The 15835-nt window shown below is 56.1% G+C and carries 14 protein-coding genes; 10 read left to right on the forward strand and 4 right to left on the reverse strand.

Going from position 1 to position 15835, the window contains the following annotated elements:
* The first annotated feature begins 464 nt into the window (after window positions 1-464).
* The 6 genes from U3654_RS06180 (at window position 465) to U3654_RS06205 (ending at window position 6663) form a co-directional block, all read left to right on the forward strand.
* Window positions 465-671 carry a hypothetical protein gene (locus U3654_RS06180; protein ID WP_324754469.1) on the forward strand — a complete coding sequence of 69 codons (207 nt, stop codon included), beginning with the start codon at window positions 465-467 and terminating at the stop codon, window positions 669-671.
* A 213-nt stretch (window positions 672-884) separates the two neighbouring features.
* Window positions 885-1202, forward strand: coding sequence for a hypothetical protein (locus U3654_RS06185; RefSeq protein WP_324754470.1), 318 nt, complete (start codon window positions 885-887; stop codon window positions 1200-1202).
* A 96-nt stretch (window positions 1203-1298) separates the two neighbouring features.
* Window positions 1299-1973 carry a response regulator transcription factor gene (locus U3654_RS06190; protein WP_324754471.1) on the forward strand — a complete coding sequence of 225 codons (675 nt, stop codon included), beginning with the start codon at window positions 1299-1301 and terminating at the stop codon, window positions 1971-1973.
* Window positions 1970-3340, forward strand: a complete 1371-nt coding sequence (locus tag U3654_RS06195; RefSeq protein ID WP_324754472.1) for a HAMP domain-containing sensor histidine kinase — start codon at window positions 1970-1972, stop codon at window positions 3338-3340. The genes U3654_RS06190 and U3654_RS06195 overlap by 4 nt, the downstream gene beginning before the upstream one ends.
* Before the next feature lie 1340 nt (window positions 3341-4680).
* Window positions 4681-4881: a 30S ribosomal protein S21 gene (gene rpsU, locus U3654_RS06200; RefSeq protein WP_138935479.1), complete on the forward strand. Its 201-nt coding sequence runs from the start codon at window positions 4681-4683 to the stop codon at window positions 4879-4881.
* 492 nt (window positions 4882-5373) lie between these two features.
* On the forward strand, window positions 5374-6663 hold the full coding sequence (locus tag U3654_RS06205) for a hypothetical protein (RefSeq protein ID WP_324754473.1): 1290 nt from the start codon (window positions 5374-5376) through the stop codon (window positions 6661-6663).
* Between the two features lie 694 nt (window positions 6664-7357).
* Here the strand turns inward: U3654_RS06205 and U3654_RS06210 are convergent.
* The gene (locus tag U3654_RS06210; protein WP_324754474.1) at window positions 7358-7519 is read right to left on the reverse strand and encodes a hypothetical protein; all 162 of its coding nucleotides are present in this window, start codon (window positions 7517-7519) and stop codon (window positions 7358-7360) included.
* A 183-nt stretch (window positions 7520-7702) separates the two neighbouring features.
* On the opposite strand from U3654_RS06210, the gene U3654_RS06215 reads away from it, so the two are divergent.
* From U3654_RS06215 to U3654_RS06230, 4 genes are all read left to right on the forward strand, one after another.
* On the forward strand, window positions 7703-8512 hold the full coding sequence (locus tag U3654_RS06215; protein WP_324754475.1) for a transporter substrate-binding domain-containing protein: 810 nt from the start codon (window positions 7703-7705) through the stop codon (window positions 8510-8512).
* 69 nt (window positions 8513-8581) lie between these two features.
* On the forward strand, window positions 8582-9325 hold the full coding sequence (locus U3654_RS06220) for an amino acid ABC transporter permease (protein WP_324754476.1): 744 nt from the start codon (window positions 8582-8584) through the stop codon (window positions 9323-9325).
* Window positions 9322-10188 carry an amino acid ABC transporter permease gene (locus tag U3654_RS06225; RefSeq protein WP_324754477.1) on the forward strand — a complete coding sequence of 289 codons (867 nt, stop codon included), beginning with the start codon at window positions 9322-9324 and terminating at the stop codon, window positions 10186-10188. Before U3654_RS06220 ends, U3654_RS06225 begins: the two co-directional genes overlap by 4 nt.
* Before the next feature lie 35 nt (window positions 10189-10223).
* Window positions 10224-10946: an amino acid ABC transporter ATP-binding protein gene (locus tag U3654_RS06230; protein ID WP_416384587.1), complete on the forward strand. Its 723-nt coding sequence runs from the start codon at window positions 10224-10226 to the stop codon at window positions 10944-10946.
* A 194-nt stretch (window positions 10947-11140) separates the two neighbouring features.
* On the opposite strand, the gene U3654_RS06235 is transcribed toward U3654_RS06230, so the two are convergent.
* The 3 genes from U3654_RS06235 to U3654_RS06245 all read right to left on the reverse strand — a co-directional run bounded on the left by U3654_RS06235 (window position 11141) and on the right by U3654_RS06245 (window position 15685).
* On the reverse strand, window positions 11141-12613 hold the full coding sequence (locus U3654_RS06235) for a Hint domain-containing protein (RefSeq protein ID WP_324754479.1): 1473 nt from the start codon (window positions 12611-12613) through the stop codon (window positions 11141-11143).
* A 623-nt stretch (window positions 12614-13236) separates the two neighbouring features.
* Window positions 13237-14883, reverse strand: a complete 1647-nt coding sequence (locus U3654_RS06240; RefSeq protein WP_324754480.1) for an NAD(P)/FAD-dependent oxidoreductase — start codon at window positions 14881-14883, stop codon at window positions 13237-13239.
* Window positions 14876-15685: a carbon-nitrogen hydrolase family protein gene (locus U3654_RS06245; RefSeq protein WP_324754481.1), complete on the reverse strand. Its 810-nt coding sequence runs from the start codon at window positions 15683-15685 to the stop codon at window positions 14876-14878. Before U3654_RS06245 ends, U3654_RS06240 begins: the two co-directional genes overlap by 8 nt.
* Window positions 15686-15835 lie beyond the last annotated feature (150 nt).

Genomic DNA, 15835 nt, shown 5'->3' on the forward strand with positions numbered 1-15835 from the left:
AAGGCGATATCGCCCTCGACTACCGGCTCCCGGCGCGGCGTGTGCATTCCATTCGGACGGCCTCCCAAGTGCATGGTCTACATCCCAAACGGCTCCGAAGATTACTGGTTGATGCGGGCATCACGGCGCGGTCGCGCCTTACGGAAGCAACCATCCGAGAATGGGCCGGTTTCGTCGACCGGTACATTCCAGCCCTTATGGCCAGATCTGGCGTCATTAGGGTGACGTGATCGGGACGCTGAGACTTCCTCATCGAAGTCGCGGTATGATTTTTTCACTGCGGAAGTTCTGCCATATCCAGAGGCCAGATATGGACGAATTCCTTCGCTCGGGTCGCGATCTTGTAGTCGTTGAAGAGTGTTCGCAGCGGACTTTTGAAATGTGGATAATTTGTAATCTGCGTGCCGGAAAATGATCATCTCCGGCCCCCAAGTTCAACCCAGACAGAAAACAGGAGTCTGGTCATGAAGAGAGTTTATCGTATCACCGCAAACACTTTGGCGATTTTGGGCGGGTTCGCCGCAATCGGAGCTGGGGCAATGATCATCACCACCGCAGTCATGGTTGGTGGTTTGATGGCGCTGGCCGCAAAGCTGGCGATCAAAGGCACAGCGACCGACGCAGCGGACTCCACGGATGCTGGGATAGACGTGGATCAGGTTCAGGCCTGATCGGTATTCTTTAACCTTGTCCGGTTTGGGTCCGATTGCCAGACGACGGGCGAAGAGCTTTCACTCTTCGCCCGTCGTTGATTCTGCGGCAAATGGAGCGAAGTTGCCGGACATGGAATATCTGTAATCTAGCCGACAAGCGCCTGCCCAAGGCCATCGCTACCTTGATGTCAGAGGGCGGTAATGTGCTTCCCCGCAACGATGGAGACTACAATGAAACGCAATACAATCCTGACCCTGGGCTCCGGCGCCCTGATGTCCCTCGGCCTGCTTGTCGGTGTCGCGACAATGGCGACTGCTGATACCAGTGCTGCCGAAGCGAAGGCATTTCTGGCCGCGCCCGGTTCTATTTCCGCCGCGATCAGCGCCGCAGAAACGCAGTCGGGCGGCAAGGCAATGAGCGCGGATTTCGAAGAGGACGGTGCCAACGCGGGCATGTATGAGGTCGAGATCGTGATGCCGGACGGCACAGTGAGCGAACATCTGGTCAATCCGGCTGACAATTCGGTCAAGCCCGCACCTGCGGATTGAGCCCGGACAGAAGACGAAAATAGCTAGACCCTACATTTCTGATAGGGTTGAGCGGCGGGGCACCATGCCCCGCCAATTTGCGAAGATTAGGTAGTCATGAAAATACTGGTGATCGAAGACGACAAGAAAACCGGAGCCTACATTGCTGACGGGCTGCGCGAAGAAGGCCATTCCGTCGATCTGATCGCCGATGGTGCTGATGGTCTGGTTCAGGCCAGCATCGGGCATTACGATGTTTTGATTGTCGACCGGATGCTGCCTGGAATTGACGGGATCAGCCTTGTCAAAACGCTGCGCGGCGCGAAAAATCGAACGCCCGTCTTGTTTCTGACCTCTCTCGGCGGTGTTGACGACCGGATCGAGGGACTGAATGCCGGCGGAGACGACTATCTGGTCAAGCCGTTCGCCTTTGGCGAACTCAGCGCGCGGATCGCGGCCCTTGCCCGCCGCCCGCAGATGCAGGACGAACCGACCATTCTGAAGGCGGCTGATCTGGAAATGAACCTGCTGACGCGCAAGGTGACACGCGCCGGACAGCCGATTGATCTGCTGCCCCGTGAATTTTCGCTGCTGGAGCATCTGTTGCGGCGCAAGGGCCGGGTCCAGACCCGCACAATGCTGATGGAGTCTGTCTGGGACATTCATTTCGACCCGATGACTAACGTGGTCGATACCCATATCAGCCGCTTGCGCCGCAAGGTCGACAAGCCGTTCGAGTCGGAAATTATCGAAACCGTGCGCGGCTCTGGCTACCGGATCGACGCAGAATGAAACGGCGTGCCTGGGCCATCCGATCGACGCCACTACGCCTGACAGCGATATTTCTGGGGATTTTCATCCTTTCATCGGCCGCCAGTTTCGTCACGGCTTATCTTGTCATCCGGGCGAACTTTGACTCGACGCTTGAGGACGAAATCGAACAGACCATCGAGGCCTACGATGCAATCGACGACCAGACTGCGCTGATCAACCGGTTGAAGCAGGATGTCGAGGTCACCGACGCTGAGCTGACGATCCTGCACTACGTGCCGGATGTCGGACCTGTAATCACCAATGTCGACGGCTTCCCTCCCGTCAGCGATTTTTCCATCATCAGCGAAAAGGTGATTTATGCGGGCGATGAGGACATTTCGGAAAGTTATCTGGCCAATAGCGAACGCGTGGGGCGCGGCCAGCTGATTGTCGCCAGAACGCGCAGTCAGGTCGTGGAAATGGGTGAGATCATCCTGTCCGTGGTTCTGATCGGCCTGCTGCCCGCGATTATGCTCACTTCCGCTGCAGGAGTGTTCGCTGCCCGCAATGCGCGTAGGAGGATCGGCACAATCCAGAAGACACTCGGCGACCTGACAGAGGGGCAACTGGCTGCGCGTGTGCCCGTTGCCGCGAATGATCGTGACGATTTGACCGCGATCAGTGCCGCCGTCAACACCATGGCCACCTCGCAAGAGGCTCTGATTGAATCCATGCGTCAGGTGTCCGCCGATATTGCCCACGACCTCAAAACGCCGATCCAGCGCGTCGCCGTCATTCTGGAAGAGGTGACCCGAAAGACGGCGCTTAGCGAGGGGCAGGGCGAACTGCTGGGGCAGGCGCTGGCCGAGACTGACCGGATCGTGAAGACATTTCAGGCGCTCCTGCAACTGGCGCAGATTGAAGGCGGTGCTGCGCGTGATCGCTTTGTTCCCACCGACTTGCAGGAAGTCGCGGCCGATGTCGTGGATTTCCTGGAAGCCGACGCGGACGAGAAGGGGTATCACCTCGAACTCACAATAGCGGATGGGGCCCGATTTCTGGTCAACGGCGATCGTCACCTTCTGACGCAGGTTCTCGCTAACCTGATCGAAAACGGTCTGCGTCACACCCCGGTCGGTTCAACAATCCGGGTGGAACTGTCACGCAATGATGGGCAGATCGTCCTTTGTGTTTCGGACAATGGGCCGGGCATTCCGCCAGAGCAACGCGACAAGGTCTGGCGCCGCCTGTATCGGTTGGAACAGAGTCGGACAACAGAGGGCAATGGTCTTGGCCTCAGCCTTGTTGCAGCGATCTGTACACTTCACGGCGCGCAGTTGTCCCTGGACGACAACAATCCCGGCCTGCTGGTTCGCGTGGCCTTTCCCAAGGTAGATAAAGCCTGATGCTGGCAATCGGATAGGTCAGGCACCAAACAGTTTTCAGAAAGTTGCGATCTTGGCAACCATAGGAATTGGAGCGGCACCAAAGTGGACATCGGGAGACCGTCTCATTTGTCCGCCCTGATGGCCTCCGCGCCCCAACGATGCAGCACGATGGATAAATGGCCGGTCTGGGGAAGCTGCACTCCAACACTGGATCGCCCAGTCAATGTCCGGTAACGGCCGAGCGGGCTAGATTCGTGGGATGCTTGATTATTGGGTAAAGGGGTGTGAGAGCTGCCCATGGCCCTTCGCAACCTTCGGGTTTATGGGGGCCGTGGCTCTTGCACAGCTATACCACTGCGCTTCCGTCTGGTTCGAATATGGGCCGGAACGTCAACTTTTGGCTCGCAACCGGCCCGATCATCGACCTTTTCAGGACTGGACGAATAGGTCCCGTCTGTCTGAATGAAAATGTGACCATTCTGTCGACCTAGAAGGAGCGGATGTTGCTTTCATTGGCGTAGCTACCTGGTAAATCGTCTCTGCGTACATCACACCCTTCATGACTTTCCGGGCTGCACCAAGCAGGACAAAACTCTGAAATTTTGAGAGTTGGCTTCTACGGGGCCTTGTATTGTGTTGCCGATCATCTCGGTCGAAATGAACGCGCTCACCTTGTTGACCCAAGTTTGTCGGCGTCTGTTCCAGCGATTCGTCGGCGTTTCGTGCGGCTCCGACGACCTTGCGTGAGGCGGCCAAGTTCCGCACTAGTTGCTTCGCATCAATCGGTATGGCGTAGTTTCCATCCTTCCGTCACGTGGCGTTCACACACTTTACCTGAGTAAAAACTATTTGACCGCGTGATTCTCCGCCATTCTTCCAAGAAGATAGGGCCATCTATGGCGTCATCGCCATGTGCCTCAAGTGGCTGCGAACGAGCATCTTATTCCGCAAGAACGACTTCTTTCGATGGTACCGACACCAATTTGGCTTGGCTATTGCTTTCTCAAGCCCATGAAAACTCGCAGAAGTTTCTCCGTAGTGCCTGCTGTGGTGCATCAACATTTCGATGTCAGCTTTGGCGAAGCTGCGCCGCAGTGTGTAGGAAGATCGTCAAGGTCTGGAACGGGCCGTGAGTGACAATGCGCCAACAGCCCAATGGGAACCAGCGCTTCCTATGTTGATTGAGGGAGAGACAAGCACTGTCGGAGCGGACCAGTAGTGTTAGCAATATCGGGGCTTTTGATGGTGCGCCTCAGCATTTCGCGTCACATCAGACTTTACAAAGCCTTGTCAGATTGCTATTGGGCGGGGCCCTGCAAATTATTGCAAATTTTTCTTAGAGAGGTGGTGAAAACCACATGCAGGTTAGTGTCCGCGACAACAACGTCGATCAAGCTCTTCGGGCTTTGAAGAAAAAGCTACAGCGCGAAGGCGTCTTCCGTGAAATGAAGCTCAAGCAACATTTCGAGAAGCCGTCCGAGAAAAATGCGCGCCAGAAGGCTGAAGCGATCCGCCGCGCCCGTAAATTGGCGCGTAAAAAGTTAGAGCGCGAAGCATGATGCGAGTCATACTGTCGCTTTGATGAATTGTGAAACCCCCGTTGCCAATTGGCTGCGGGGGTTTTGCATTGGATGCTGAACCCCAATCGACAGTTCTCAAGCAAAGTATCCATCTGGCGACGCGAATATCAACTTCTTTCGCAGACCGACGATCTAGCCAACCAAATGCTGCGCGGTGCATGAATGGCGGCAATGCCTAAGCTACGCTGCAGCGTAGCTAGGGTCGATTAACGGCACGCTGGGCCGACTGAATGACGAGGTTGCCACCTGACGCGCGGCGGGCGAGCATGCTGCATCGCCGCATGGCAGCTTCGAGCCCATAGCAACAAATGCTGCTCGTTCCATCTATGGCGGCTAAATTCCGTAAATCGACATTGGTTTTGGCGACCAAATGTAAATTGATGGAAGTATTGCCTCATGGGCAGTTTGGACCTAGCGTGAAGAAAAATTCAGCATCGATTTTGGGGAACTGTTTTTTAGCGGAGTATTTCAATGTCCTATCGTTCTCTTGGTTTTTCTGCCGACCCCTTTAGCAACAAGGCACTTCAGGCTGACGAAGAAGGCGAAAAACTAGTCGTAGACAGAGAAACAGAAGTCAAAAAATTGGTCCGACGTGTCCAAGAGAGTGACAAAATCCCAACTCTTGAAGGCCCAAACGGTGTTGGCAAAACAAGTATTATTAACATCGCTCTACACAGGGTGCTCTTGCAATCGCAGCACGACGAGTGCGAACCGATGTTCATTCCTTGCAGGTGCTCGTTCCAGATAGACAAGGAGAAAGGCGCAGACGAATTTCTTGACGAGTTCTACCTGCAAGTTGCTCTTACCTTGGTCGAAAGCGCGGACATGCTGCGACCACCACCAGGTTACACAAAGGCGCCTATCGAGGCTTCAATCAAGAACTACATTCAGTCACCGATAATCCGAAACTATACGGGATCGATTTTGGGGAACGGCTTGGGGTTTGGCGGTACACCCAATAGCGGTAAGGGATGGGAGCGGGTCGGCTTTAGGGCAGCAATTGATGGTTGGCTTAAGTTGTTGTTTCCGAAGAGTGAGACAGGAGGAGTTGTATGCGTCATCGATAATCTTGAGATACTTCAATCCTCTGAAAAGGCGAAGGAAACTATTGAGGCATTGAGAGACACCGCATTCGCCGTCGACGGGATTAAATGGATACTGTGTGGTTCTTCTGGCGTTGTTCGTGGCGTCGCTTCCTCAACACGTCTGGCGGGATGGCTCCATAAGCCAATAAACATTGGAGAATTGCGCGAGGAGGTCGGCGGCCAAGTCTATGATAAAAGGGTTGAAACATTCAGGAAAAATGAGCAGGCAACACTGCCTTTGACACGAGACAACTTCATTACCCTGTTTGATATGTTCAATGGAAACTCTCGATTTGCCCTCGATGAAGCCGGAGCGTTTTGCACTTGGGTCTTTGATGAAGTCGATGATCTTTCCAAGATTCCAGGTGACTCGTTTGAGCGCTGGTTGCGCGAGGAACTGGAAACCAACTACGATGAGATTTTTGTGTTCTTTAGGGATAGGGACGAAGAGGCATTTAAAGGGATTTGCCAGCAAGAAATCTTTGTTCCGAATGACTGTTCGGAACTAGGATTTGACGATGCCGCAGAGTTTATTGCAATACTTGAAAGGTTTCGGAACTACGGGCTCGTTACGCCTACCTTGGATCAAAACACACCCGAAGACACTGTTTACGAAATATCGCCTAAGTCACTAAAGCTTCAATATTTTTTGGATTCCCAAGCAGATCGGGAATGATCTCCTCTAGGTTCTACAGCGCTCAATCTCGAAGGTGTCGGTTCCATCTTCGCGCAGTTGAGCCAGATGTTATGCCGTAGCCTCACTGTTTCATATGATGCTTTTTTTTGCAGGAGTGTTAAGCGCGCAAGGCGGACCTTGATTTGCATCCCACGAACTGCAGCCATGTCCGCTTTTTGACATAGGTGTGCTCAGGAGCGGTGCACATGATCTCGGAAAGTGGATCAAGTCATAGATCGCGGTCGCATTTCAAAGACCGCGTAAAAACCGACCTGCTGCACTCCGTGGCAGCGATCCGCGTCCGACCGGACTATACACCGCTCACAATGCCGGATTTTGCAGCCTCACTTCGTGTAGGCGCCACTGGCATGCCGGACCCCGTCAATCTATTTAAGCCTAAGGCAGGTGGCATCGCCACTGGCGGCGACGCAGGTGATTAGTTGGGTTTCGACCTCCAGTTGCACCGTGATGGTGTACGGGCGATTATGCCGGCTGGCCGTCAAGGCTAGGAACATCCCGTGTGCAAGCCGGGCCAAGGAGAAACTGGGCCGGTCGGTGATTGCGAACACATCGGCACCCGCGCCCAGTGGAGGTAACAAGCGCCATGATCGTAGCCGGGGCGAGTTGCTGCGCCCAGGAACTATTGCGACTTGCGACCTCGGCCAGATCGCGGATCACATCGGCCTGCGAGATATCAGCGCAACAGGGTAGGGCCAGAGACGCCGCAGGCTTGCGCATTGGCACGCAGCGTCCCCAACGCGATACGGGTGGGTTTATCCAGCGCATAGCGTGCCCCAAGGGCTAATTTGCGCTGCAGATCGGGCAGGGCCTGCTTCAGCTGTTCGGTGAACATCATGCGGGTCGGGCCCATCGCCTGATTTGTCCATTTTTCTTGCGGCCAACTTCGGGGCAATTGGTATTTTCTTGCCGTAAGCATTTCATCTGATACTTATTTCTAACTGGACTCATGACCATTGAAGCCGCATCAAAATGTTAACCGGCGCAACCGTGCCGGACAGGATCGACAGAGGAGACGTCAATGAACACCTTCATTAAGGCCGCAGTCACAGGCGCCATTGCCGCCGTCATGGGCACCGGCGCGCTGGCCGACAAGCTGCAGGACATCAAGGATGCCGGCAAGATCGTCGTCGGCGTCAAGCAGGACTATAAACCCTGGGGTTACCTCACCTCGGACGGTGAGTTGAAAGGTCTGGAGATCGACCTCGCTCGCGATGTGGCCGAGCGTCTAGGGGTCGAGGTTGAGCTGGTCCCCGTCGTGGCCTCCAACCGCATGGAATTCCTGCAACAGGGTCGGATTGATCTCATTATCGCTACAATGGGCGATAACCCCCAACGCCGCGAAGTCGTCGGAATGATCGAGCCGAACTATTACGCTGGCGGCACCAACGTGCTGGCCCCCAAGGCCGCCGGACTGAAGACGTGGGAAGACCTGAAAGGCAAGGACCTTTGCGCGCTGCAGGGATCGTACTACAACAAGCGTGTGACGCAACTGTACGGCCCTAATCTGGTGGCCTTCGCGGGTATTCCCGAGGTGACATCGGCGCTGCAAAACGGCAGCTGCATAGGGTTCCTATATGACAACACTTGGATCGAATCGCAGCTGGCGTCGGACGATCAATGGGCCGATTATGAAATGCCCTTCGATACCGAAGACCCGCAGGCATGGTCCATTGCCGTGCCGCTGGACGCGCTGGACGACGCCTATGGCCAGCAGATGAGTGAAATCGTCACCGATTGGCACAAGTCCGGCTACTTGCTGGAGCGCAACGAGGCGAACGGCATCGCGCCCAGCCCGTTCCTGCAGGAACAGCACGACAAGCTGAAATAAACTGCTGTCCCGGCCCGGCGTCCAATGCGCCGGGCCGGCTATCCTGACCCAAGAAGGCCGCGCACCCGCATGGATCTGGCGACAACCCTTATCGACTGGCTGCGGCCCGACTGGTTTCTGAATCTTGTCGTGGTCAGCGACGACTACAACCGGGGCCGCTATCTGGCGGGTCTCTGGATGACGGTAAAGCTGTCGGTGCTGTCGATCTTCTTTTCGCTGATCGTCGGGGTCGTCGGTGCCGCCGTCCAGGGCGCACCGTCGCGCACCCTGCGCGTGCTGGTCGGCGCCTTCGTCGCGTTTTTCCGCAATACGCCACCGCTGGTGCAGCTATATTTCTTTTATTTCGCCATCGGCACCGTGCTGCGTATTACTGGCGAAAATGGCCTGCCGCAGCCCTTGGTCAGCAATTTCGGCTGGGCGATCATTTCCCTTTCGCTGTTTGCCGGCGCGCTGAATGTCGAGATCTTTCGCGCCGGGGTTGAGGCTGTGCCGCGCGCGACGGTCGAGGCGGCTGAGGCGCTGGGATATACCCGCCTGCAGATCTACCGCGATATCGTGATGCCACTGGCGGTTCGCATTTCGTTGCCCGCGCTGGGTACGAACCTGGTGAATCTCGTGAAAACCACCACGCTGGCCTATGCGATTGCGGTGCCCGAGTTACTCTATATCTCGGCGCAGATCTGGTCCGAGGATCTGAACGTGCGCGAGATGATGAACGTGCTGCTTGTGTCCTATGTGGGCCTTGTGGCGATCCTCGTCTGGGTGCTGCATCGCTGGGAAAAGGCGCTGCGCATACCGGGATACGGAGAATGACGATGCGCCCCGATACCCCCGTGCGCGGGCATATGCCGGTCCTGCTGCCCATGCGCATCCGCGCCGACGCGCTGCCGCTGGCCGACCGGATGTTCAACCTGTGGACCTTTTCAGCCCTGATGCTGGTCTTTGCCGCCGTGCTGATTGCGCCCGCCTTTGCACAGGACGCAGTGCCGGAAAGGCGCGGTGTCATCGCGATATTGCTGGAATGGACGCCGACACTGGGCAAGGGTTTTGGCTTTAACGTGCTGATTTCCATCCTGTCGATGGCGATCGGCACAGTTCTGGGGGTCATGCTGGGCGTGCTGCAGGTATCGCCCATCCGCCCCGTGCGCAGTGTTGCGTGGCTGGTCACACAGTTCTTTCGCAACTCCCCGTGGCTGGTGCTGCTATTCTACTGCATCCTGCTCATTCCTTTTCAAATCAAGGTCTTCGGCACCGAAATTCCTTTTCCCGGCTGGATCAAGGCGGTGCTGGGCCTGTCGCTGCCGGTCATGGCCTATATGTCCGAATACATGCGCGGTGCGATCCTTTCGATCCCGACAGGGCAATGGGAATCGGCGGAATCGCTGGGCTTTAGCCGCCGCCAGATCATGACGGACGTGATCCTGCCCCAGACGGTCAAGCGCGTGCTGCCCTCATGGATGAACCTTTACGCCGTGCTGACCATGGCAACGCCGCTGGTGTCGATCATTGGCGTCAACGACGTGATGGCGCTGACGCGCGCCGCGCTCAGCGCCGAGGGACGCGTAGATCTGCTGATCCCGATGTATCTTTATATCCTCAGCTGGTTCTTCCTCTACTGCTACCCGATCAGCGCCGCGACGCGGCTGCTGGAGCGCAAATACTCGGTGAAACTATGAACGAGGCCGCGATGACCTGGACCCCCGATCAGCCGATCGTCTCGATGCGCGACGTGCATAAATCCTTTGGCACGGTCGAGGTGCTGCGCGGCATCACCTTGGACGTGATGAAGGGCGAGGTGATCTGCATCATCGGTCCCTCCGGGTCGGGGAAATCGACCCTGATCCGCTGCATCAATGCGCTGAACGACATCCAATCCGGCTCGATCACCGTCGAAGGGCTGGAGGTGAACGACCCCAAGCTGGACAAGCTGTCGCTGCGCAAGAAGGTCGGAATGGTGTTTCAGCAATACAACCTTTTTCCGCACAAGACGGCGCTGCAGAACGTGATGATGGCCCCTATCAAGGTGCTGCGCCAAAACCGCGCGGAGGTAGAGAAACGCGCCCGCGCTCTCATCGCCAAAGTGCGGCTGGAAGGTAAGGAAGACGCCTATCCCGGCGAATTGTCCGGCGGTCAGCAACAGCGCGTCGCCATCGCGCGATCCCTCGCCATGAACCCCGATGTGATGCTGTTTGACGAGGTGACGGCTGCGCTGGATCCCGAAACGGTCAAGGAAGTGCTGACGACGATCAAGGATCTGGCCGCCGACGGCATGACCTGCATCCTCGTCACGCACGAAATGGGCTTCGCACGTGAGATCGCCGATTGCGTCTATTTCACCGATCGCGGTGTAATCGTGGAATCCGGCCCGCCCGCAACGTTCTTTGACAACGCGCAGGACCCGCGCACGCAGCAATTCCTGAGCCAAATATTATAGTCGACAGACATTCCCGAATAGAAGCCGGTCCCGAGTCTGACAGCTTGGGGCGAGGGGGGCTGGCCGCCATGCAACCCGGATTGTCACTCGTGGCGGTCAGGGTTGATCGCATGATCCCCATGGCATAGCACACCGACGAGAGCGTTCTAAAGCTGTTGTTTGGTAACCTTTGAGCGGGAACAGAGAGGCGCGGGCTAGGGTGCCTCTGCAAAAAGTATTCTTTCGTTCTTGGCGTGCCGCGCGGCAAGTTGCTTCATGAACTTGCCCATTTCCGGAATGAGGCGCGCAGGTGTGGCAACGTAGCCTGGCACTGCAATCTCAGGAAAGAGCGCGACGATCTCTCTGCGGCTTTCGGCTGAGACGCATTTTAGGGCTTCGGGACCGGTAAATAAGCTCTCTGTGGCCGCACCATTGGAATAGACAATTTCGTGACCGTCAAACAGCATGTGCCAATAGCCGACCTCTGTGGCGTCCGTCATCTGCTCAATGCCGTCCATACCGCACAGCTTGATGGCCGGGATCAGCACCTCTTTGGTGCCAAACATGCGCAGTGCAATTACCGAGCGTATCAGCACACGGTGCTGCGGGCTGACCATCAAAGCCTTCTCAGGCATGTTGGGACCCAAGGCCCCGGCCGCGATACGCACGGGGCGCAGCTTGGGGTTCATCTGTAGATCGATACTGTCCAGCGTGTTGCGGCCAAGCCAACGGATCGGGCAGTATCCATTATCCATGGTAAGCACCATGTCGCCAATGCTCAGATCCTCAATCGCCACGAGGCCGCGCTTGGTCGTGATCCGCGTGCCCGTGCAAAAGCATACAACCTGAATATCCTCAAAGCGTCGCTCGTTGATAACAGTAGGATCAGTCTCGGTTCTGAGCGTATCGGAACCTGCTCCGCCATTAAACCGGTTGGCATTCGCATTTGCGCCTACACGCGCAAAGTCGTCGCCGGACCCCATTTGAATTCTATTTCCGGTGAAATCATCGCCGACCGTCAGGCTGTCTGGATCTGCACCCATATTGATGTTGTTGACATCCGCGCCATCGCCAATGGTGATCGTGTCGGCGCCACCGGCGGTCGCGATGTCATTAACCGTAACATTGTCCCCGAGCGTGATTTCGTCATCGCCGGCGCGGGTTTCGATATCACCGACGGTCGATCCGTCGCCGATCGACACCGTATCGTCACCAGTGCCAGTGTTTAAGTCTGCGAGCGTTGCCCCGGACCCGATTGAGATGACATCGTCACCGCCTCCGGTATTGAGGTTAGCGTTGAGAACAAAGTTATCTCCGGCGGTAATCGTGTCTGCGCCGTTTGAACCATCAAATCTATCAAGCGTTACACCATTACCCGCTGTCAAACTGGAGGACTCGGCGCTTCCGGCATCAAGTCTGATGCTATCCAAATTTACATTATCGGCAATCTCGATCGATGGATTGAGAGAATTTCCGAACGTCAAATCGAGATTGTTCGCATTTGTCTGGCCAAACTGAACCACAAAATTGGTTGAGCTTCCGCTGGCAGACGAAAAGTTGACGTCATCATCCGCGCTTGGATCAACGATGAAAATGTCGCCGTCGTTTACTTGAATGGTTCCGCCCGCGGGAATTTCGTTGAGCCCGGATGGGGTCTGCCCGCTTCCAATGATGGTAAATGTCGGCATATTTGCTCACAATTCAGATCAATCTTGAAAACCATGTTTAGCCAGTCATTTCGACCGCAAATTATACATCCATTATATAAAATAACAACTTACCACATGTTACGAGGTAAACAGCGAGCAGTTCAACTCAAGTCGTACGATGCTTGACGCAAATGACAGCAATGCGAAATCTGCGTCGCAGAATCGAAATCACAGTCAAATCGAACAATTGCCGCTCGTCAAAGCGGCCGACGGCATCAAGATGCGGTTTGCGGTTCGACTTATCTGCCAAAAATGTGTGGCCGTTAGCTATAACAGCTGATCGGAAGGTCGAATGTTAATGACGGGATGTTGCGAACGTCAGCGCTATTTTTCAGCTCTCTACTTTGGTTTGCCATGTTGCAAGCGCTTGAAATATTGCTGATTTCTGGTTCGGGCCTTGGGCAACGCTGAACCGTTATCATTTACGTACGCCTGCCCGAATGTTGGAGCAGGCTTTGGCAGAGTTGCGATGGCAACGCCGCTATACGCGACTGGTTCGGTGCTTAAATCTTTAAGGCTTAATGCGCTCGAACGGCCCCCCGAAATTACCCAGGTCGCAGACATGACTTAGGCAATCTCTGTGCAGCCGGTGAAAGGGCCCATCAATCCGGTAACTTGACCGGCCCCCATTCAGCATAGGCGTCACAGGGTGATGGGTTTTCAGGATGAAACCCGCCGCCCAGATGCCGAATAATTCCCGCAACTGCGTTGAGGGAGGTTTGGACCGCCCCTTCGACCCACGCAGGCGTCCAACTGACACCATCACCCGCCATGAAAATCCCGCGTTCTTGGGGCGGTAGGGTATCTTGCATGAAGTGGCCGAACATCCGGTGGTTATAGCGATAATGCCCCGGTAGCGCGCCTTTGAACGCGCCCAAAAAGTTGGGGTCATTTTCCCAACTGACGGTGATCGGATCGCCCAGAATATGCGACCGGATATCCACATCAGGATAGATATTCGCCAGCGAGGACAACGCCAGTTCCACACGCTTTTCCACCGGCAGGGGCAGCACCTTGAGCGCGTCGGTCATCCATGAATAGCTAAGGCAGATGACCGAGGGCTTGTCGGGTCCGTTATCGAACAAATAGGTGCCGCGCGTCATGCGATCGGTCAGCGTCATCGACATGACATCGCGGCCAGTTTTCGGGTCCTTGTCCTTCCAGAACGGGCGATTGACCATCACGAATGTCTTGGCGGATTGCATATAGCGGGTCCGGTCCAGTGCCATCCACAGCTCATGGGCAAAGAGGGTCTCTTCGGTGTCGATCACGGTCGACAGCAGGTGGCTTTGACACGTGACAAGCACGGCATCAAAATTCTCGACCCGCTTCCATTGGTCGGTGATTTCGAATTTCTCGCCCTGCCGCCTGATCCGGGTCGCCCCGGCGCGAGTGGCCCCGCCGTTCAGTTTGGATAGCGTGGTGCCGCTGGGCCAATGGGCGATGGTATCGGGGGCATGTTCCCACAATTTGTGCGGGACTTGGCCAACGCCGCCCACCATGTAGCGTTGATGGTCGTCACATTCGGTCACGTTGACCCGCAGGATTTCCAGCATGGAATTGGGGAAATCGGAGTCCCAGCCGCCAGTGCCAAACCCAACCTGACCAAAGACTTCGCGGTGATGAAAGGACAGCGCCTGAAATGCATCGGATGAGGCGACGAAATCATAAAAGGTCCGTTCGTCCCATTGTTCGACGATAGGGTTCCATATTTCCTTGATCTTAGCGTTATCGCGATCACGGATCGCCTGTTTCAGCGCGGTGAAATTTGCGCCGTCCTCCAACGCTTTGGCATAGGCTTGGGCGACTTCGTGAAACAGCGGCGGCAGGTCGGCCAGCGTTTCGGCATAGTGGGTCTTGCCCAGCAGATCGACAACGGTCGAGCCTGCGGCCGGGGTCAGCGGATTGGGGAAAGGTTTGCTCTGGATACCCAACATATCGACATAGGTGTAAAAACCGGTCGAGGAGACGGGAAAGCGCATACCGCCCAATTCCGCGATGACACCATCGGCCCCCTCAAAGGGTTGCGAGCGCAGGCGCCCGCCGAACTGACCAGCCTCGAACACGACCGGCTTGGCGCCTAGTTTCATCAGCTCATACCCTGCGATGATCCCCGCCGCCCCCGAGCCGATGATCGCCACCTTGGCGCCATGGGCGGTGTCTGGCAGGTGGCCAAGCCCCTTGGGGTGGGTGATCCAATCATCATAGGCAAAGGGGAAATCTGGCCCGAAGACAGAGACTTTATTCATCAGAGGGACCTTTGGAATTGAGGCGTCCGTACAAATCTGGACGGCGGTCAGCGAGGTGGTTTTGCAGCTTGCGACAAGCCGCCAGTTCGGTGTGGCTTAGGTCTGCAAACAGTAGATCAGGGGCTTCTTGGGGTGCGCGGGCAAGGTCGTTGCCGTTAGGGCGGCAGATACAGGACAGGCCGCCATAGGTAAATTCCCCTTCTGTGCCGGTGTAATTGGCGTAGGCAACGTAAACTGCGTTTTCCTCGGCGCGGGACGGGACCAGCCGGGTGGCGACGCTGTCAAAGGGTATCATATTTGCGGTTGGCACAAGGATCAGATCGGCCCCTTGCAAGGCCAAGGCGCGGGCGACTTCGGGGAATTCGATATCATAACAAATAGCAAGGCCGACGGACCAGCCGTTCAGTTCAAACACTCCAGACAGCGCTGCACCTGCGGCGAATTGGGTTCTATCGACACCCCCGTAGAGATGGGTTTTGTGATAGCGATGTCGTTCGTTCCCAGCGGCGTCCAACACGATCACGCCATTGTAAGGCGCGTCCGGACCAGGCAAGGCAAGGCCGACAACCAGCGCAATTTCATATTTTCGGGCGATGGATTTAAGCGCGTCAATCAGGGAATCTGCCGAAGCCGCCAGTGTTTGGCACCTGTCTGCCCCGACATTGTAGCCACCCAACGCCATCTCCGGCGTCAGGATCAGGTCAGCGCCCTCGGCCCGAGCAAGCTGCGCCGCTTGATCCAGCGCTACCAAGGCCTGCTGTGCGTCATGTAGCGGCACGGTTTGCCAGAGTGCAATCTTCACCGATACGTCCTTTTCGAGCATCATGCGCGAGATCGACATGGGTTTGCAACGACCGCCAAGCCCGCCCAGAAAAACGCTGGGACTTCTATTGACCCGCGAGCTGCGTCGGCAGAGGCCCCCAGATAGGTCCCCGGTGTTCGCGATAAATGT

The sequence above is a fragment of the Roseovarius sp. Pro17 genome (genome assembly GCF_035599575.1).
In the GTDB taxonomy this organism is placed as follows: Bacteria; Pseudomonadota; Alphaproteobacteria; order Rhodobacterales; family Rhodobacteraceae; genus Roseovarius.